Origin of the sequence: Desulfoglaeba alkanexedens ALDC, from assembly GCF_005377625.1 — a bacterium.
Classification (GTDB): Bacteria; Desulfobacterota; Syntrophobacteria; order Syntrophobacterales; family DSM-9756; genus Desulfoglaeba; species Desulfoglaeba alkanexedens.
Map to the genome: position 1 here is coordinate 242,056 of NZ_CP040098.1, position 18,125 is coordinate 260,180.

Here is an 18,125-nt window from a genome sequence, read left to right on the forward strand (position 1 = left end):
GGTTTGGTCGAGAAAACGGTTCTAGCCAACGGCGTCAGGGTGATCACCGAAAAGATTCCCTTCCTTCATTCGGTCTCGACCGGGATTTGGGTCAACGCCGGATCCCGGGACGAACAGGATCATGAACGGGGGATCACCCATTTTATCGAACACATGCTGTTCAAGGGCACCGCGCGCCGGACCGCCCTGGACATCGCCAAGGAACTGGACGCGGTGGGAGGATTCTCCAACGCCTTCACTTCCAAGGAAAACGTGTGCTTCCATGCCAAGGTGCTGGACACCCACCTCCCCCTGGTCGTGGATGTCCTGACCGACATCTTTCTGAACTCCGTCATCTCTGAAGCGGAAGTGGAACGCGAACGCCAGGTGATCCTCCAGGAAATCAGCATGATCGAGGACATCCCCGACGAACACGTCCACATCCTCTTTCAAGAAGAGTACTGGCGGGATCATCCCCTGGGATGGCCCATCTACGGATCCGCCGACACCGTTTCCAGACTCGGACGCCGGGACATCCTTCACTACATGCGCCGCACCTTCCACCCAGAAAAGATCGTGGCCGCCGCAGCGGGCAACCTCGAACATCACGCCTTTGTCGACCTGGTGGCTCCGTCCCTGGAGGTCCTCAACAGCACCCCCGAACCTTCCCGGCGCCTGCCGCCGACCGAACATCCGATCCACCGGGTCCTCCGAAAGGACCTCGAACAGGTCCACATCTGCCTGGGGATGCCCGGATGTTCCCAGGCACATCCCGCCCGCTTCGCCTGCCACCTTCTCAACACGGTCCTGGGCGCCAGCATGAGCAGCCGGCTCTTCCAGGAAGTCCGCGAAAAGCGCGGTCTCGCCTACTCCGTCTACTCCTTCACGAACAGCCACGAAGACACCGGATTGCTGGGTATTTACGCGGGAGTCGCCCCGCAGCAGGTGGAACCGGCCCTCCAGGTGATCCGGGACGAACTCGTGCGACTGGCCGAAGAACCCATTTCGGAGGCCGAGTTCGCCGCCGCTAAGGAGTACCTCAAGGGCAGCATGTACCTGAATGCGGAAAGCACCGATTCCAGAATGAATCGGCTGGCGAAAAATGAATTCACCTTCGGCCGCCACGTATCCCTGGAAGAAGTGGAAGCCTTAGTGGACCAGGTGACTCCGGAAGAGGCGCGCTCCTGGTTCGCCGGCGCCTTCCGCCCGAACCGCATCGGGCTGCTTCTGCTCGGCCCGGCTCACGAAAGCCAGATCCGAGCATTCGTAGGCTAGGAGGCTGTCCGAGAACACAGAATCAACCCTTCGGGGCAACGCAATTCCCCTCGTTCCCAAGCTCTGGCTTAGGAACGGCCTCATGGGAATCGAAGCTGGAGCTTCTGCACAGTTGTGTTTCCAAGCTGGAGCTTGGGAACAAGGAGAAGGGGAAGATAGCAGGTGCCGCGCCTCAACGACCCTTGGCCGATTCCATGAACCCTTCGCCGTGACGCGGGGAGTCCCATGCCGCTTCTTTTTCAGCTGCTTGCCAGCGGTTCCAAGGGCAACGCCGTTTTGGTTTCCAGCCCCACGACCCAGGTACTGGTCGACACGGGACTGAGCGGGAAGGAGACGATCCGGCGTCTGGACAAGACCTTCGCACGCACCGGGGCCCTCCAGGCTCTGGTCGTCACGCACGAACACCAGGATCACGTGCGGGGCGTCGGGGTTCTGAGCCGCCGGTTCGGGCTTCCGGTCTACCTCACCCGGGGAACCCTGGAGCACCTGCCGCACAGCGTGGGAACTCTGGCGGAAATACAGCTTTTTCAGCCCGGCCAGGCCTTCACCATCGGCGACCTGACCTTCCATGCCTTTTCGACATCCCACGACGCCGCCGACCCGGTTGGGTTCGTGGTCGATCACAACGGAACCCGGCTGGGGGTCTGCACCGACCTGGGGACCGCCACACAGCTGGTGAAAACCCGCCTCGCCGGGTGCCACGGGCTCATCGTGGAGGCCAACCACGACCCTCAACTGCTCATGAACGGCCCCTACCCGTTCCACCTCAAGCAGCGTATACGAAGCCGGCACGGTCACCTGAGCAACGATGACACGTGCCATCTGCTGGAGGCCCTGCATCATCCGTCCCTTCGGACGGTGGTCCTGGCTCATCTGAGTGAAGTCAACAACCGTCCGGACCTGGTCGCCCGGTGCGTCGCATCTCACCTGGCCGGCCCGCAATGGAGCCCCATCCGTTTCATCGTCGCCGCCCAGCATGAGGTCAGCGAAGAAGCGGAACTTCCATGAACGCCTGACAGAAGGAGAATCCCATGAACCCTCTGCCAAAAGCGTTGCTGCTTCCCATCAACGAGACGGAAGAGTCGCTCCGGCCCATCCATTTCCTCACCCGACTCTACCCCAAGCGGGACCACATCAGCCTCATCCTTCACTACCTGGTTCCCCCCCTTTCGCCCGTTTATCAGCAGAAACCGGCGACAGAGGCCATCGCTTCACGAAAGAAGGAACTGCTCCGGGAACGGGAAGCGAAGGCCCGCGAAATCCTGGAAGAAGCCAAGAAGGTGCTTCTCAGGGAAGGCTTTTCGGAAGACGTCATCCACGAACACGTCCAGGAAAAGGAACTCAGCGTCGCCCACCACGCCTGCCGCCTGGCCGACTTCAAGAAGGTGGACGCCGTCATTGTGCAGAAGCAGACCAGGAGCCGCCTGGAAGAATTCATGAAAGGAGACCCCCATTCGGCGCTCCTTCACCACTGTATCGTGAGTCCCATCTGGTTCGTGGACGGGCAGCCGGAACCCTCCCGGGCCGTCATCTGCGTTCAGGAAAACGATGCATCCCTCAGGGCCGTGGACCACGCCGCCTTCATGCTGGCGGAAACGGAAGTCACCCTGGAACTGGTTCACTTCTCTAGATCCGTGAATCACCCGATCCGCTGCCCCCTCACCGACACCACGAGCGCATTCCGGTCCTGGCACGCTGGACAAGGCCGGGCGATCCAGGGCTTTTTCGACCAGGTCCTCAAGGTCGTTCACGACGCCGACTTCGACGCCGATAGGGCCCGCTGGTCTATTCAACTCAGCAAAGGTAAGGTGGCTTCCGAAATCCTCGATTACTGCAAACGGGAAAAGGCGGGCATCGCCGTCCTGGGACACGCGGGAAGCCGGGACGGCACCTGGGACTTCCTCAGAAGTTCCATCACCAAGACGGTCCTCACGGACTTCAAGGATATGGCGGTCTGGGTGAACCAGTGAGATGCAGGGGCAGGGGAGCGGGCTCGCCCGGTCCTACCCGGCGGTCCTGGTAGCCGGCCGGGGCTTGGCCGACCAGTCTTCATAAAGGATAAGAAGCGGACTGGCCACGAAGATCGAGGAATAGGTGCCGACGCCGATCCCCACCAGCAGCGCGAACGCGAAGTCATGGATGACGCTGCCTCCGAAGACGAACAGGCACAAGACCACAAGAAGGGTCGTACCCGAAGTGAGGATGGTGCGGCTGAGGGTCTGGTTGATGCTGGTGTTTACGATTTCCTTCAGTTCTCCGCGCCGGCCGGTTTTTCTGAGGTTTTCTCGGATGCGGTCGTAGACGATGATGGTGTCGTTCAGCGAGTAGCCCACGATGGTGAGCAGCGCCGCTACAATGGTAAGGGAAAATTCCTTGTCGGTGAACGCGAACGCCGAAATGGTGATGAGCACATCGTGAACCAGAGAAACCACGGCGCCCAGGGCGAAGGGAAGCTTCAGCACCCAGCACAGGACGAGCGTCAGGACCAGGGCCGCCGCGATGAGAAGACTCATGGGCGCCCCCACGGCCCCCAGCAGGTAGACGCCCGCCACCAGCGTTCCCGCCATGACCCCGCTGGTTCCCCATTTCAGCTCAAAGCGACCCGAAATATACAGCGCGATGAAAAGCAGGGCGTAGTAAATGGCGAGAAGCGCCTTCTCCCGCAAATCTTCACCCACTTTCGGCCCGACCATTTCCACGGAGCGGATGGTGCTCTGCCCCGGCCCGAAATGCTTGTCCAGTTCGGCCTGGATTTCGTCGCCAACGTTCTTGAGGCCCGTGAAACTCACTTCTGTCCGGATCAGGTATTCGTTGTCTTCCCGGGAACCCACCCGCTGGATGGCCCCTTGAGCGATCCCCAGTCCCGAGAGGGCTTCCCGGATTTCACTCGGTGTGGTCGGCTTTTGGAATTGGACCTGGATAACGGTCCCACCGGAAAAATCAACGCCCAGTTTCAGACCGCCCCGCCAGGCAAGGGTTCCCAGCCCCAGGACGATCAGGACCAATGACAGGACGAACGCCTTGAACCGCATGCCGACGAAGTTGATGTTGATGTCCGGCCTGATAAATTCCATGTATTGAACCTTTCTGTCGGCGTCCTTTTCCGTTGCGCCGCCGGATTTTCAGACATTCAGCGTTTTCATCCGTCGGTGGATCAGCAGGTAGTCGAAAACCAGCCGCGTGACGATGATGGCCGTGAACATGCTCGCCAGGATTCCGATGCACAGGGTGACCGCGAATCCCTTGACCGGCCCGGTTCCGAACTGGAAGAGTACGACGGCCGCGATGAGGGTGGTCACGTTGGCGTCGAGGATGGTCATGGTGGCCCGGGAATAGCCCGCTTCCACCGCCGCCCGGAGCGTCTTGCCCAGCCGGGTTTCTTCGCGAATCCGTTCGTAGATGAGCACATTGGCGTCGACGGCCATACCGATGGTCAGGATGATGCCGGCGATCCCGGGCAGCGTGAGGGTCGCCTGGAAGGCCGCGAGCGCCCCCAGGATAAGAATCATGTTGATCAGGAGCGCCATATCGGCCACAGCACCCGCCAAGCGATAGTAAAACACCATGAAGACGACGATGAGGGCCCCGCCCACCAGCATGGAGAAGAACCCCTTCTGGATGGAGTCCCTTCCGAGGCTGGGACCGACCGTGCGCTCTTCAAGCACGACGACGGGAGCGGGCAGAGCGCCCGCCCGCAGCACGATCGCAAGGTCCCGCGCTTCTTCCATGGTGAACGACCCGGTGATGCTCGCCCTCCCGCCCGAAATCCTCTCCTGGATGACCGGTGCCGAATAGACCACGCCGTCCAGGACGATCGCCAGGCGCTTCTTGACGTTTTCGGCGGTGATGCGCTCGAAGATCCTGGCCCCCTGCGGGTCGAATTCCAGCGACACGTAAGGCGTGTTGTACTGAGTGTCGATCTGGACCCGAGCGTCGGTAATGGTTTCGCCCGTCATCAGGGTTCGATCGATCAGGGCGATTTCGGACTCGGTCGTCCGGCCCGTAGCGGGGTCGAAATGCTTCATGCGATAGACCGCAGTGCGCGGCGGCAGGTTGCCCGACCGAATGTCTTGAGGCGAAACGCCCTCCGCCACGAGCTTGAATTCCAACAGGGCGGTCTTTCCGATCAGCTCGATAGCCCGTTGAGGATCCTTGATCCCCGGCAGTTGAACCAGGATGCGATCTTCCCCCTGGGGACGGATATCGGGTTCGGAGACACCGAACTGATCCACGCGGTTCCGAATGGTCTCCAGGGCCTGGTCGACCGCCAGCCGCCGCACGTGGTCCGCTTCGCTTTCCCTCAGTCGGTAGACCGCGGAAAAATTCCCGTCCCGGGTCTCTTCCCGCACCCACTCCAGCATGGGAAACTCTTTTTCCAGGAGATCCTTCAACTTCGATGGATCGGCCGCCTGAGCGAGCTCCACCCGCAGGTCCCAAGGGTCCGTGCGTTCCACGTTCCGGAATGGAACGTTCGCCTCTCGAAGCCTTTCCTTCAAGTCTGCAGCAAGCCGTTCGGCGGTGTTCTTCACCGCTTCGTCCACCTGAACCTCGAGCACGAGATGCATGCCGCCCTGGAGGTCCAGTCCCAGATGGATCCTTTCCGTCGGAAACACCCCGGACCACCATGCCGGCAGCGACGAGCTGACAGTCGGCAACAGGTAGACCAGGGCCGCCCCGATGACTAAGATCACCAGAACCGCCCGCCACTTCAGAGTCTTCAAAGTGCTCCCTCCCAGGCCCCGTCTCGCGAAACGATCTTCCCGCCCGACGACCCCGCCGCCGGGTCCGGTCTCCGGACAAGGCCCCACGGCGACCGAACCTTCCCCCGATCACACAACACAGGGCACCCCGGCGGCAACCGGTCGTGCCCTGTCATTTTCCCAAGCACCGGCTCACGCCCCCGGTCACGGCTATTCCACGGGTTCTCCCCTGGAAACCAAGGATGCGATATACCCCCGATGCACTTTCACCCGTACTTTGTCAGCGATCTCCAGGGTAACCACGGAATCGGTGAGCCCGGTGATTTTTCCCTGAAGTCCACCCTGGGTCAGGACCACATCGCCCTTCTGCAGGTTCTGGAGCATGGCGCGGTGCTGTTTCTGTTTCTTCTGTTGCGGGCGTATCAGGAGGAAATAGAAAATACCCACCATCAAGATCAAGGGAAGGAACGCCGCCAAGCCCCCACCGGCTCCTCCACCGGTCGTTCCCTGGCCTGCCGTGCCCATGGCGTGGGCCAAACTCACAAGATTCATCCAGTCTTCTCCTTTTTGTCCCGATTCATCATCGGTCTGCTTTCACGGGCCCCAGGGTCTTGACGCCCCTTCCAACGGGATATCCTCCAAAACAGGTATGCATGTAAACGATATTTTCAGCCCCTTGTCAATCATCTTTGCCGAAATGTCACCCGGCGGCGGCCACTTAGAGGTTTCTTTCAGCGGGAGGCGGCGCGGGAAATGGGGACGAACCGTCCGCATCGCCCTCGCCCGCGGCGGTGCAGACACCTCATGAAGACCCGCCCGAACGCCTTTCATAAAAGTCCTTCCTCCAGGATTCGAAGCTTCCCGCTTCGACGGCGTTTCGAATGTCGGCCATGAGCTTCAGGTAGTAGTGGAGGTTATGGAGCGTGTTGAGCCGGTAGGCCAGCAGTTCCCGGGCGAGAAAAAGATGGCGGAGGTAGGCCCGGGAGAAGCGGCGGCAGGTATAGCAGGTGCACCCCCGTTCGATGGGCTCGGAATCGTCGGCAAAGCGGCTGTTCTTGATCTGAAGATTTCCGCTGGATGTGAAGAGCGCCCCGTTTCGAGCGTTCCGGGTCGGCATGACGCAATCGAACATGTCGATGCCGAGGCGCACGCCTTCCACCAGGTCTTCGGGGGTCCCGACGCCCATGAGATAGCGCGGGCGTTCTTCGGGGAGGCACGGCGCCAGTTCTTCCAGGACCGAAAGCATCGTTTCTTTCGGTTCCCCCACCGAAAGACTTCCGACGGCATAGCCTTCGAACCCGATCTCCTGCAACGCTTCCAGGCACGCCTTTCTCAAGTCGGCAAACACACTGCCTTGGACGATCCCGAAGACCGCCTGATGATCGCCCGTTCGCGACCGCCGGCACCGTTCGGCCCACCGCACGGTGCGCCTCATCGATTCTTCCGCGTAGTCGCGGGTTACCGGATAGGGCGTGCATTCATCGAAGCACATGGCGATGTCGGAACCCAGAAGGCGTTGAATCTCCATGGCCGTTTCCGGCCGGATAAAATGCGAGGACCCGTCGATGTGGGACTGAAACCTCACGCCCTCCTCTTCGACGGCGCGGGTCCGGGCCAGGCTGAACACCTGGAATCCCCCACTATCGGTGAGAATCGCCCGATGCCACGCCATGAAGCGGTGGAGTCCTCCCAGGCGCGCCACACGCTCGGCACCGGGACGCAGGTAAAGGTGATAGGTGTTTCCCAGGATGATGGAGGCCCCCAGCGACTCCAGTTCGTCCGGAGAAAGGCTTTTCACCGTCGCCTGGGTACCGACCGGCATGAAAACCGGTGTCTCCACCGTCACACCGCGTGCCGTGACCAAGCGCCCCCGTCGCGCCCTGCCGTCACGAGCCACCACACGAAACTCCAGCATGGTTTTCCCTCAAACGATCAGCATGGCGTCCCCATAGCTGTAAAACCGGTATTCTTTTCGAACGGCTTCCGCGTAAGCGGCCAGGATGGTTTCCCTCCCGGCGAAGGCCGACACCAGCAGGATCAACGAAGACTTCGGAAGGTGGAAATTGGTCACCATGGCATCCACAACGCGGAATCGGAAGCCGGGATAGATGTAATGGTCGCAGAACCCGGCAAAGGGTGAAACCTCGCCGAACCGGGCGGCCGTGTACTCCAGCGCGCGGACCACCGTGGTCCCCACCGCCACCACCCGCCGGCCCGCCCGGCGGACTTCCCGAATCCTCTGAGAAGCCTCCTCACCGATCTCGGTCCATTCGGCGTGGATTCCATGTTCCCGGATATCCTCCACTCGGATGGGTGAGAAGGTGCCGTAGCCCACGTGGAGTGTCAGGCGGACCGTTTCCACGCCTTTTCCCTCGAGGCATCCCAGGAGGTTTTCGGTAAAGTGGAGGCCCGCCGTCGGCGCCGCAACGGCGCCCGGCTTCGCGGCATAGATCGTCTGATAATCCTTTCCGTCCTCGAAAGAAACCGCATCGTCGTTCCGCCGGATATAAGGCGGAAGCGGCACCCTTCCGGCCCGTTCCAGGATCTCCATAAGCGGGGACCCGGTTTCGAACCTGACGGTGACCCGGCCCTCGCGAACCTCTCCCATCACCCGCGCCATCACTTCCTGTTCCAGGAAAAGCCGGCTCCCCCGCCGCGGCGGCTTGGATGCCCTCAACAGGCAGCGATACCCTTCGCGGACCCCCACGTCAGGATCCTTGTAAGGGTCCAGCACCAAGAGTTCCACTCGGCCTCCGGTGTCTTTCCGTCCCAGAAGCCGAGCCGGAACGACCCGCGTATCGTTTAGAACCAGAACGTCCCCCGCTTGCAGGTAATCCGGAAGGTCCCTGAAGGATCGATGTTCCAGGCGGCCGGATGCGCGCTCCAGCACCATGAGCCGGCAGCGGTCTCTTTGGGGAGTGGGCGACTGGGCGATCAGCCGGCCGGGAAGCTCATAATCATAGTCGTCCAACCGGTACGTCGGTCTATCCGCCATGACGGCGCCCCACGTAAACGAAAAACAGCCCCACCACCATGAGCACTCCGCCCATGACCCGGAGCTGTGCGGGAGGCATCTGGACGACCTGGCGGAGCCAGCGCTTGATCTGCTCGGGAAACGCCAGATAGGGCAGTCCTTCCAGAAAGCAGATGAGTCCCACAACGGTGAGCCAGTATTCCATGGATCGTGATTCCTTTCGATGGGAAGGCCCCACCCGCACACGCGGGCTGCGGCTTCGATCCGCTTGGCAACGGCGCGTGGATCGCCTATCATAAATGTTCGATTTTTGCAAAGGATTGACGGGCGCTCCCCGGACGTCCCCGCTGAAAGACTTTTGAAACCCACGGCAATGGAGAACCCGGCATGCCCATGAACTGGGTGGAAGTGGACCTGGCGGCTCTGCGCCACAATTTTTCCCAGCTTCGCGAACGGCTCCTCGTGAATACCGAAGTCATGGCCGTGGTGAAGTCGGACGCCTACGGCCACGGCATGATCCCGGTGGCCCGGGAACTGGTCCGGCTGGGGGTCCGTTTTTTCGGTGTGAGCACATTCTGGGAAGCGGTGGAACTTCGCTCCCACGGGATCGAAGGGCCCGTGGTGGTGCTTCTTGGGATCGAAGAAGCGGACCTGGAAGAGGCCGTGATCCAGGGCATCCGCCCGGTCGTCTACAGGCTGGACCATGCCCGGAAACTCAGCGAAACGGCCGGCCGCCTGGGCCGCACGGCCCCCTTCCACTTGAAAGTGGACACCGGCATGGGGCGGCTCGGCATCCCCATGGATCAACTGGGGCCGTTCCTGGACATTTTGCTCAAGCTTCCTCACCTCAGCCTGGAAGGCATCCTGTCTCATTTCGCAACGGCCGACGAGGAGGACAAAAGCTATTCCGACGTTCAGTTGGAGCAGTTTCGAGCGGCCATCGAAAGCCTGAAGGAACGAAACGTCCCCGTCCCGTACGCTCACATCGCCAACAGTGCCGGGATTCTCGGTCTGCCCCACGCCCACTTCCAGCTGGTCCGCCCCGGCCTCATGCTCTACGGATCCCCCCCTTCCATGGAACTGCCGCAGCCTGTATCGCTCCGACCTGTGATGACCTTCAAGTCCAAGATCATCCAGCTCAAGGTGGTGCCGCCGGGCCGCGCCATCGGCTACGGCCGCACCTTCTTCACCCAGCGCACGAGCCGCATCGCGACCGTTCCGGTGGGCTACGACGATGGCTACGCCCGGTGTCTTTCCAACCGGTCTCAGGTTCTCGTGGCCGGCCGAAGAGTCCCCGTGGTGGGCCGCGTTTCCATGAACATGATCACCATCGACGTGACCGACGTACCGGAAGCCCGAACTGAGCACGAAGTGGTGCTCCTTGGACCCCAGGGAACCGAAAGGATCACCGCCGAGGAAATCTCCCGTTGGCAGGGTACCATAAGCTACGAGATCTACTGCAGCATCGGGCGCAATCGCTTCAAGCGTTTCCTGAACGCGACCCCGGAGGGATCTTCCGAAGCCGCGCCCCCGCGTCCTTGACCCAACCGTTTCAGGGCATTATAAATGCGCCTTTCGTCCATCGGCGACCCGGCCCATGGCCCTTGCTCCCGGTTTCACTCTTTGCAGGAGGCACCGACTCGACATGGCTGTAATCCGAAGGCAACTTCTGGAAATGCTGGAAGGCTCCATCAGGCGGCTGACCGGCCCGAACATTGAAGAAGATTCCGTAACGCCGGAGGTGCAACTCGAGATCCCCAAGCATCCGGAATACGGCGACTACGCCACCAACGCGGCCATGAGTCTCACGCGGATACTGAAGCGAAGTCCCAGAGAGATCGCGAAAGCCGTCGTGGAGTCCCTCGATGACCCGGCTGGAATCCTCCACAAGGTGGAAATCGCCGGACCCGGCTTCATCAACTTTTTCATCCGCCCGTCCGCCTGGCATCATGTTCTGGAAACCATCATGGCGGACCCGGACGGTTACGGGCGCCAGGACCTGGGCCGGGGTCGCAAGGTCCAGGTGGAATTCGTGAGCGCAAACCCGACGGGACCCCTCCACATCGGTCACGGGCGAGGGGCCGCGACCGGCGACGTCCTGGCGAACATTCTCGAACTCTGCGGCTACAAGGTGGACCGGGAGTACTACATCAACGACGCGGGAAAACAGATGGACACCCTAGGGCGCAGCCTCTTTTACCGCTACCGGCAACTGCTCGGGGAAGCGGTTGATTTTCCGGAAGACCATTACAAGGGCGCGTACTTGCTGGACCTGGCGCGCCGGTTCCGGGAAACGTTCGGCGACGGCTACCGCGACGCCTCCGAGGATCAGGTGCTGGAGATCTTCACCCGGTACGCCGGCGAACGCATTCTGGAAGGCATCCGCGAGGACCTGGAGGTCTTCGGCGTCACCTTCGACGCTTGGTTCAGCGAAAGGAATCTGCACCGGGAAGACGCCATTCGAAAGACCATCGAAGAACTGGAGGCCCGCGGTTACATTTACGAGCACGAAGGGGCCAAGTGGTTCCGGAGTACGGCGTTCGGCGATGAAAAAGACCGGGTGGTTGTACGAGCCAACGGCGTCAGCACCTACTTCGCGGCGGATCTGGCTTACCACAAGAACAAGTTCGACCGGAACTATGAGCTGGTCGTCGATGTGTGGGGGGCGGACCATCACGGCTACGTGCCGCGGATGCTGGCGGGCGTGCAGGCGCTGGGACGAAACAGGGACGATCTTCGGATCGTTTTGGTCCAGCTGGTGAACCTGCTGCGCGGCGGAAAGCCTGTGGCCATGTCCACCCGAGCCGGCGAATTCGTCACCCTTCGAGAAGTCATCGACGAAGTGGGAAAGGACGCCGCCCGATTCATCTTCCTCACCCGCCGCTCGGACAGCCATCTCGATTTCGACTTGGAAGTGGCGAAGATGCAGAGCAACGACAACCCCGTCTATTATGTGCAATACGCTCACGCGAGGCTTTGCAGCGTCTTCGAAGTGGCGCGGGAACGGGGCGTCCCGTGCGAGTGGCGCCGGCCCCCGGACCTGGATCCCCTCACCGGACCCCAGGAAGTGGATCTCATGAAGCTTCTCGGGGAATACCCCGAGGTCCTGGCCAACAGCGCCCGGTACCTGGAACCGCACCGGATCCCCTACTACCTGAACGAACTGGTCGCGCTGTTTCACAGCTACTACAATCACAACCGGATACTCGGTGAAGACGAAGCTGTGACCCAGGCGCGGCTGTACCTGGCGGCGGCCCTTCGCGTCGTCATCCGAAACGGGCTGTCGGTGCTGGGAGTGACCGCACCCGAAAAAATGTGACGGGTGAAAAATAGATTTCCGTCGGCCGAGGCGGCCCAGCGATTCCATGAAACACCGGAAACCGAACAAGCGCTCGGAAGGACAAGGAAAGCGGAAACGTTTTCGGTTCGAACTGGGCCCGGGGCAGATCCTGGCGCTGGCTACCGGGGCCGTCGCGGCCCTGGCATGGATGTTCCTTTGCGGCATTCTGGTGGGGCGAGGACTACCCCCGCCGTCCACCGACCGGACGCCGCTCGCCGCTCGACTCTACGCCTTCCTGGGTCTGGACCGGCACGATGACCCCACTGCCGAAAACGCCGCGGACACCTGGGAGGATCCCCAGGAGATTCTGCAGTCCCTCCAGTACCACGAAGCCTTGACTCAGCCGCCTAAGCTCACCCAGCCCGTTCCCCACGAGCCGTCGGCCCCGACGGAACAGCGCCCCGCCTCGGACGAACCCCCGGGCGAATCCCCCGTCCTCGCGGAACCCCCCCCGACTTCCATCGAAGAAAAGGCGGGGAACTACACCCTCATGGCGGCATCCTTCAAGCACCCGAACAACGCCGAAAACCTGGTGCGGCGACTCCAGGACAAAGGCTACGCCCCCAGGATGGAAACGGTCCACACCGGAAGCGGAGAACTCTGGCACCGCGTGCTCGTCGGATCTTTTGAAACGCGCGAACAGGCGCAGGCGTTCGCCGCCCGGTTCAACCGGGAAGAAAACTTGGAAGGACTGGTGATCCGGCTGGAACGGTGACCGGCGACTCGCCATCGGCCGCCTCTGCGTGCAGGCTACACCGTTTCCGGCCGAGCCGCCCGCGGGAGGCATCCTCCGGCGTCAGAACCTTCGCTCGCCTTTGCTGGAAACCTCGCCGGCTTTCGCCCTCGCCTGCATCCTTTCCAGGACCGAATAGGCGAATTTTCGTTCTTCGTCGCCGTAAAACTTGATGTAGTGCGAGGCGGGAACCACTTCGAATCCCCGAAACAGCTTGTGCTCCCCTCCGAATCCCGGATCCAGCACCTGGTACCCTTCGCCGATGGCATAGCGGATGGGATGATAGTAGCAGGTGGCGAAATGAAGGAACGGATAGTCTTCGAAAGCTCCCCAGTACCGGCCGTACAGCTGCTTTCCCTTGTGATAGAAAATGGCCATAGCGACGGTTTCACCGCTTCGGGAGGCGATACTGAAGGCGCACCGGTGCCGAAAGCGCTCGTGAAGCAGTCTGAAAAACTGTTGATTGAAGAAGGGACGAAGGTCCGATCCCATGTGCTTGGTCCATGTCTGCACATAGAGCCGGTACATGTCGTCGAACAGGGATTCCGGGGCCTCACGGCCCTCGACCATGCGGATGTCGATGCCCGCCGCAGCGATATCGCGAAGCTCGCGTTTGATCTTATGCCGCCTCGAAGAACGAAAGACCTTCAGAAAGTCGTCGAAACTTCGGTATCCGCGGTTGAACCAGAGGCAGTATTCGCTCTTGAGGTTCACGTACCCCTTGCCGACCAAAAGCCGGTGCAGGTCCTGCCGCGAACGGGCATCGCCGGCGGCCGTTTCCATGGCGGTGAAATACATACGGGAAGTTACGAGTTTCTGCGTGTCACAAAGGAAATCGATATAATCGAGGAGCGCTTCATGAAGACGCAAGGGATTGGGACTGCCATGACACAGAAACTGATAACCCGGAACCGGGGTCAGGGGCACGGCGGCCAGCAGCCCCACATGGTACGGGTAGCCGGTCAGTTCGGCCAGAAACTGAAGCAGCCCGCCGTCGCCGAACTCCACCCACGACCGCTCCCTCTGGTAAAGCGGAGCGACGGCCACTGGATTCCCGTCCTGGTACAAGACGAGGTGCCGAGGCCGGTAGCCCCGTTCCGGGGAAGCCGATCCCGATTTTTCCAGTGCATAGAAATAGCCCCATTCCATGATCGGCGACGCCTGCCAGCTCAGCCGGTTCCAGAGTTCCGGATCGATCCGGGAAATTTCGGATACCACATCGAAACGCAGTGCCATGTCCGCCCCATGCTCCTTTCCGTTCTTGAGAATCGTAGTTTAACGGAACCCGCACGGTCAAAGCAAATGAACACAAACCCGTTGCGTTGGGATCCAAAGGCTGTATGCTAGCGGGAAACCGCCGCCCCTGCGGATGTTCCCACGGAAAAGCTCAGGAGATCGGCATGATTCCCAAAGAGATTCTCGACAAGATCGACAGCAACCGGAAGCGTTACGTGGACGAATTGGCCGGCTTTCTCGCCATTCCCAGCGTCAGCACCTATTCCCACCATCGAGCGGACGTACGGCGGGCCGGCGAGTGGGTGCTGCACCAGGTGAAACGCCTGGGCTTTCAAGGCGGGCTTTTCGAAACGGGCGGACATCCCGTGGTTTTCGCCCAGCGCTGCCCTCATCCGGACCGCCCGACCCTCCTCGTTTACGGCCATTACGACGTGCAGCCCCCCGAACCGAAAGACGAGTGGGTGTCGCCGCCTTTCACACCCAGCATTCGCGATGGATACATCTACGCACGAGGTGCCAGTGACGACAAGGGCCAGTTTTTCACCTACATCAAGGCGGTGGAAGCGGTGCTCGCCGTCGCGGGAGAACTGCCCATCAACGTGAAGATCCTCGCGGAAGGCGAAGAAGAGATCGGAAGTCCCAATCTGCCGGCATTTCTGAAAAAGCGACGTGACGATCTGAAAGCGGACGCCATGGCCGTTTCGGACGGCGCCCAGTTCGCCCGCGGCGTCCCCGCCATCACCTACGGACTGCGAGGCCTTTCCTATTTCCAGCTGGACGTCCGGGGGCCGCGTTTCGACCTGCATTCTGGAAGTTTCGGCGGCCTGGTGACCAACCCCGCCCTGGCGCTTTCCTCCATCCTCGCCAAGCTGAAGGATGAAAACGGAGCTGTGGCTCTACCGGGGTTTTACGACGACGTGGTGGAACTGGAGGAATGGGAACGGCGGGAAATGGCCTCCCTTCCCTTCGACGAAGAGGACCTGAAACGATACCTCGGCGTGAAAGAACTGGACGGCGAAAAGGGCTACACGCCCCTCGAACGAAAAACCGCCCGTCCCACGCTCGACGTGAACGGCATCTGGGGAGGTTTCGCGGGAGAAGGGGCCAAGACCATCATTCCCGCCAGGGCCGGAGCCAAGATCAGCATGCGCCTCGTACCCAACCAGACGCCGAAACGGGTGAACGCCCTTTTCGAGGGCCACGTCCGGACGCTGGTTCCTTCCGGCATTCGCGTGGACGTGAAGGAACTTCACGGAGCGGAGCCGGTGTTGATCGCGAGGGATTTAAAAGAAATTCAAGCGGCTTCGCGGGCCATCCAGGTGGGGTTCGGCAAAACGCCGGTCTTCATTCGAGAAGGCGGGTCCATACCTGTCATCAACATCTTCAAGGAGCGACTCGGGCTGGAAGCCATCCTGATGATGGGATGGGGAAGCCCCGACGACGGCGCCCATTCCCCCAACGAACGCTTTCACTTGGAGGACTTTCACCGGGGCATCCGCGCCGCCGCGGCCCTGCTTTACGAACTACTCTGAACAATGAACAAAGGTTTCGCGAGCCGTCCGGGCCCGGCTCGTGAAACCCTCGGAAATCTCACCTCTGAGCCACCACCCGGGCTGCACTTCACCCGCCGAAGACGCGCCGCCCGCATCCAAACCGCCCGGCGCTTCAATGCCACTCGCCTTCGTAAATGCTCGGGAACGCGTCCCCGCTCACCGACGCTCGGATCTCTTCCAGAAGCTGATTGGTCGCTTCCTCGATCCGATGAATGTCCTTTGCGTCCACCGAATCTTCGTTCACGTGGCGGAGCGATTCCTTCAAGCGCTCGAACTGCTGGATGATTTCCGGCTTGATCGCCCCTTCACCCAGCTTGCGGTTGAGTTCCAGAACCGTGCTCACACAACTTTCCACCCGCGCCCGAAAATGACCCGTCGGCTCCGATCGGCTGGAACGCCTGAACAAGGAACCCAGCGACTTCTTGATCAGAGATCCCCCCTTTTCTCCATTTCATCCCGAAAGACCTTGTAGAACTCCTGGTGTTCCCGGAGGGTCCGTTGGACGACGACCCGCAACGTGTCCAGGTCCCCCGGATGCACCACCAGATCCGCCTGCAGCCGAAACCCTTCCATGGCATCCATGGTCTTGGCCCGTCCACTCAACACGCACAGCACCGTCCGGCGGCGAACCGACATGGGAATGGTTCGAAAATGGTCGAGCACGCTGCGGTTCGGCGAATCCTCGAGGTCCGCTTCTCCAACCACCACCACGTCGAAGGTGTTCCGCCGCAGGCGACCCAACGCCCGCTTGGGCGTGTGGGCCACGCTGACGAAGCAGTTGAGCTCCTTCAGCGCCTGTTCCACCCGGGCGGCGTGTCCCGGGTCCGCAGAGCACACCAAAGCCGTCGGGACGCCTTCATCCACCAGTTCCAGGGGCGTCCAATCTTCGTCACTGTCGGCTTCCAGCCATGCCGGCCGCCCCGCCTCGATGGAAGAACCCTCCTTGGAGGCCGCGTCGTCTTCCACCGCGACCTGCATGGGAGTCTGGCACTTGGGACACGCCAGCCGCACCGACTTTCCCTTGGGAAGCTTTTCTTCGGGCACGGAAAACACCGTGCCGCATCCCGAACACGTGAGCTTCAAACCAAACCTCCCCGCCTTCCGGCCCCCTCCACCACCGGCGGTCGCCGCCGGGCCGGTGTTCGATACGCGCGCCGGGCCTTCCCGACCCTGTTCCCACGATGCCTCTACCCGCCGAGCCGGGAAAGCCCGTCTTTTGTGATTTTCGCATAATAAAACGGCGGTCCCACATCTTCCTTGTACCAGGTGAGCGATTCCATGTTCTCCTTCACCTGGGCGAACACCTCGTCCAGCGGCGCCCCCCTCTGGCACATCTTGTTTAATCGGTACTCCAGGGACATGCGGCGCGGAACAGTGTAGGCGTGGGCGATTTCATCGCCGTCCAGCTGCGGGAGTTTTTTCTTGGTCCAGATGAGGTAGAGCCGGAAGGGCTTCCGGTCGTCCTTGGCCGTATGCCCGGCCAGGATGAAATGCACGTGGTGAACCGGGTCGAGGGGAAGCCGTTCGCATTTTTCCCTCATGAAACGGTCGTATTGAGAACCCAGAAAAGGCAGTCCGGCCGAGTAGATGTCGTCCACATGGATCAGCCCTTCCTCGCGGACAAACGATGCGAAAGCCCGACACATGTCGACTCCATCGGCCGCTCCACCCGCCAGGATCGCCGCATGGGACCCCAGAGGCACCAGGCGCTCCACCTGGTAGTGCAACACGCTGCCGTCCGCATCGAAATCGATCGCCTTGCCGTCGGCGGCGACCACGATCCCTTCTGCCGTCTGGCATGCAAAGAGCTGCGACATGATGGAGGTACCTCCGTGTTGCGGGCAGCCGGCGAAACCGATCCCACCCGTTCCCGTGCCGTCACACTCCTGAAATCCTCGTCCTTTCCGTCAATAAATACAAATTCGGCGGGTTGAGCAAGTCAAAAGCTCTTCAGAAGCTCCCAGCAATGGTGGAGGCCGATGCTCATGCCCAGGCCGTCCGCGGGGTCCCTCGGCAGGTCGAGGTCGCGAACAATATCCAGCCTGTTGGCCAGGGTATCCACCTTATTGCCAAGCTCCAGGATCCACCTTGTTCCCAAGCTCCAGCTTGGGAACACAACGGTGCAGAAGCTCCAGCTTCGATTTCATCGCGGCGGGGGCACCGCTCCTACAAGGGGCTATCCACCTTATGGTTTACCTCTAGACCCTTAGAAGTCAATGACACCTAACGAATAAGGATAGATCGTGAGAGCGAAGCGAACCACGCTCTTATCCTGTAGTTCGAAAGGCCGCCTCCGGTGGCCTGAAGAACAGGCGCTGGAGCGAAGCTCAGCTCG

General features: G+C 61.2%; 18 protein-coding genes. 7 read left to right on the plus strand and 11 right to left on the minus strand.

Annotated elements, in window-relative coordinates; genetic code table 11:
- The first annotated feature begins 3 nt into the window (after positions 1 to 3).
- The 3 genes from FDQ92_RS01240 (at position 4) to FDQ92_RS01250 (ending at position 3,224) form a co-directional block, all read left to right on the plus strand.
- Positions 4 to 1,254, plus strand: coding sequence for a M16 family metallopeptidase (locus tag FDQ92_RS01240; RefSeq protein WP_137422912.1), 1,251 nt, complete (start codon positions 4 to 6; stop codon positions 1,252 to 1,254).
- A gap of 225 nt (positions 1,255 to 1,479) precedes the next feature.
- On the plus strand, positions 1,480 to 2,262 hold the full coding sequence (locus tag FDQ92_RS01245) for an MBL fold metallo-hydrolase (RefSeq protein WP_137422913.1): 783 nt from the start codon (positions 1,480 to 1,482) through the stop codon (positions 2,260 to 2,262).
- A 23-nt stretch (positions 2,263 to 2,285) separates the two neighbouring features.
- Positions 2,286 to 3,224 carry a universal stress protein gene (locus FDQ92_RS01250; RefSeq protein ID WP_137422914.1) on the plus strand — a complete coding sequence of 313 codons (939 nt, stop codon included), beginning with the start codon at positions 2,286 to 2,288 and terminating at the stop codon, positions 3,222 to 3,224.
- Positions 3,225 to 3,257: 33 nt separating this feature from the next.
- Here FDQ92_RS01250 and secF read toward each other — a convergent pair whose 3' ends face one another.
- The 6 genes from secF to FDQ92_RS01280 form a co-directional block, all read right to left on the minus strand.
- Entirely contained in the window at positions 3,258 to 4,328 is a 1,071-nt protein-coding gene (gene secF, locus FDQ92_RS01255) for a protein translocase subunit SecF (RefSeq protein WP_137422915.1), read from the minus strand.
- A gap of 48 nt (positions 4,329 to 4,376) precedes the next feature.
- Positions 4,377 to 5,975: a protein translocase subunit SecD gene (gene secD / locus FDQ92_RS01260; protein ID WP_137422916.1), complete on the minus strand. Its 1,599-nt coding sequence runs from the start codon at positions 5,973 to 5,975 to the stop codon at positions 4,377 to 4,379.
- 189 nt (positions 5,976 to 6,164) lie between these two features.
- Positions 6,165 to 6,506, minus strand: a complete 342-nt coding sequence (yajC, locus tag FDQ92_RS01265; protein ID WP_137422917.1) for a preprotein translocase subunit YajC — start codon at positions 6,504 to 6,506, stop codon at positions 6,165 to 6,167.
- Positions 6,507 to 6,756: 250 nt separating this feature from the next.
- Positions 6,757 to 7,869, minus strand: coding sequence for a tRNA guanosine(34) transglycosylase Tgt (tgt, locus tag FDQ92_RS01270; protein ID WP_137422918.1), 1,113 nt, complete (start codon positions 7,867 to 7,869; stop codon positions 6,757 to 6,759).
- Between the two features lie 9 nt (positions 7,870 to 7,878).
- A complete protein-coding gene (queA, locus tag FDQ92_RS01275) occupies positions 7,879 to 8,949 on the minus strand; it encodes a tRNA preQ1(34) S-adenosylmethionine ribosyltransferase-isomerase QueA (protein ID WP_137422919.1) in 1,071 nt (356 codons plus the stop codon).
- Positions 8,939 to 9,133: a DUF2065 domain-containing protein gene (locus FDQ92_RS01280; protein WP_137422920.1), complete on the minus strand. Its 195-nt coding sequence runs from the start codon at positions 9,131 to 9,133 to the stop codon at positions 8,939 to 8,941. The genes queA and FDQ92_RS01280 overlap by 11 nt, the downstream gene beginning before the upstream one ends.
- A 182-nt stretch (positions 9,134 to 9,315) precedes the next feature.
- On the opposite strand from FDQ92_RS01280, the gene alr reads away from it, so the two are divergent.
- From alr to FDQ92_RS01295, 3 genes are all read left to right on the plus strand, one after another.
- Positions 9,316 to 10,470, plus strand: coding sequence for an alanine racemase (alr, locus tag FDQ92_RS01285; RefSeq protein WP_137422921.1), 1,155 nt, complete (start codon positions 9,316 to 9,318; stop codon positions 10,468 to 10,470).
- Positions 10,471 to 10,573: 103 nt separating this feature from the next.
- Positions 10,574 to 12,247 (plus strand): arginine--tRNA ligase, encoded by a 1,674-nt coding sequence (argS, locus tag FDQ92_RS01290; RefSeq protein WP_137422922.1) that lies wholly within the window; start codon positions 10,574 to 10,576, stop codon positions 12,245 to 12,247.
- Between the two features lie 46 nt (positions 12,248 to 12,293).
- A complete protein-coding gene (locus FDQ92_RS01295; protein ID WP_137422923.1) occupies positions 12,294 to 12,983 on the plus strand; it encodes an SPOR domain-containing protein in 690 nt (229 codons plus the stop codon).
- Positions 12,984 to 13,064: 81 nt separating this feature from the next.
- Here FDQ92_RS01295 and FDQ92_RS01300 read toward each other — a convergent pair whose 3' ends face one another.
- Positions 13,065 to 14,237, minus strand: coding sequence for a GNAT family N-acetyltransferase (locus FDQ92_RS01300; protein ID WP_137422924.1), 1,173 nt, complete (start codon positions 14,235 to 14,237; stop codon positions 13,065 to 13,067).
- Between the two features lie 164 nt (positions 14,238 to 14,401).
- On the opposite strand from FDQ92_RS01300, the gene FDQ92_RS01305 reads away from it, so the two are divergent.
- Complete coding sequence (locus FDQ92_RS01305; RefSeq protein WP_137422925.1) at positions 14,402 to 15,769, plus strand: dipeptidase; 1,368 nt, start codon at positions 14,402 to 14,404, stop codon at positions 15,767 to 15,769.
- A gap of 133 nt (positions 15,770 to 15,902) precedes the next feature.
- On the opposite strand, the gene FDQ92_RS01310 is transcribed toward FDQ92_RS01305, so the two are convergent.
- From FDQ92_RS01310 to FDQ92_RS15100, 4 genes are all read right to left on the minus strand, one after another.
- A complete protein-coding gene (locus tag FDQ92_RS01310; RefSeq protein ID WP_137422926.1) occupies positions 15,903 to 16,133 on the minus strand; it encodes a hypothetical protein in 231 nt (76 codons plus the stop codon).
- 83 nt (positions 16,134 to 16,216) lie between these two features.
- Positions 16,217 to 16,873: a zinc-ribbon domain-containing protein gene (locus tag FDQ92_RS01315; protein WP_170180124.1), complete on the minus strand. Its 657-nt coding sequence runs from the start codon at positions 16,871 to 16,873 to the stop codon at positions 16,217 to 16,219.
- Between the two features lie 104 nt (positions 16,874 to 16,977).
- The gene (locus FDQ92_RS15095) at positions 16,978 to 17,607 is read right to left on the minus strand and encodes an Ntn hydrolase family protein (protein WP_170180125.1); all 630 of its coding nucleotides are present in this window, start codon (positions 17,605 to 17,607) and stop codon (positions 16,978 to 16,980) included.
- A gap of 122 nt (positions 17,608 to 17,729) precedes the next feature.
- On the minus strand, positions 17,730 to 17,888 hold the full coding sequence (locus FDQ92_RS15100) for a hypothetical protein (protein WP_170180126.1): 159 nt from the start codon (positions 17,886 to 17,888) through the stop codon (positions 17,730 to 17,732).
- Between the last annotated feature and the right edge of the window lie 237 nt (positions 17,889 to 18,125).

Coding starts and splice junctions, on each gene's coding strand:
- FDQ92_RS01245 (WP_137422913.1), top strand. CDS start 1,480: ATGCCGCTTCTTTTTCAGCTGCTTGCCAGCGGTTCCAAGGGCAACGCC.
- FDQ92_RS01250 (WP_137422914.1), top strand. CDS start 2,286: ATGAACCCTCTGCCAAAAGCGTTGCTGCTTCCCATCAACGAGACGGAA.
- secF (WP_137422915.1), bottom strand. CDS start 4,328: ATGGAATTTATCAGGCCGGACATCAACATCAACTTCGTCGGCATGCGG.
- yajC (WP_137422917.1), bottom strand. CDS start 6,506: ATGAATCTTGTGAGTTTGGCCCACGCCATGGGCACGGCAGGCCAGGGA.
- tgt (WP_137422918.1), bottom strand. CDS start 7,869: ATGCTGGAGTTTCGTGTGGTGGCTCGTGACGGCAGGGCGCGACGGGGG.
- queA (WP_137422919.1), bottom strand. CDS start 8,949: ATGGCGGATAGACCGACGTACCGGTTGGACGACTATGATTATGAGCTT.
- FDQ92_RS01280 (WP_137422920.1), bottom strand. CDS start 9,133: ATGGAATACTGGCTCACCGTTGTGGGACTCATCTGCTTTCTGGAAGGA.
- alr (WP_137422921.1), top strand. CDS start 9,316: ATGCCCATGAACTGGGTGGAAGTGGACCTGGCGGCTCTGCGCCACAAT.
- argS (WP_137422922.1), top strand. CDS start 10,574: ATGGCTGTAATCCGAAGGCAACTTCTGGAAATGCTGGAAGGCTCCATC.
- FDQ92_RS01295 (WP_137422923.1), top strand. CDS start 12,294: ATGAAACACCGGAAACCGAACAAGCGCTCGGAAGGACAAGGAAAGCGG.
- FDQ92_RS01300 (WP_137422924.1), bottom strand. CDS start 14,237: ATGGCACTGCGTTTCGATGTGGTATCCGAAATTTCCCGGATCGATCCG.
- FDQ92_RS01305 (WP_137422925.1), top strand. CDS start 14,402: ATGATTCCCAAAGAGATTCTCGACAAGATCGACAGCAACCGGAAGCGT.
- FDQ92_RS15095 (WP_170180125.1), bottom strand. CDS start 17,607: ATGTCGCAGCTCTTTGCATGCCAGACGGCAGAAGGGATCGTGGTCGCC.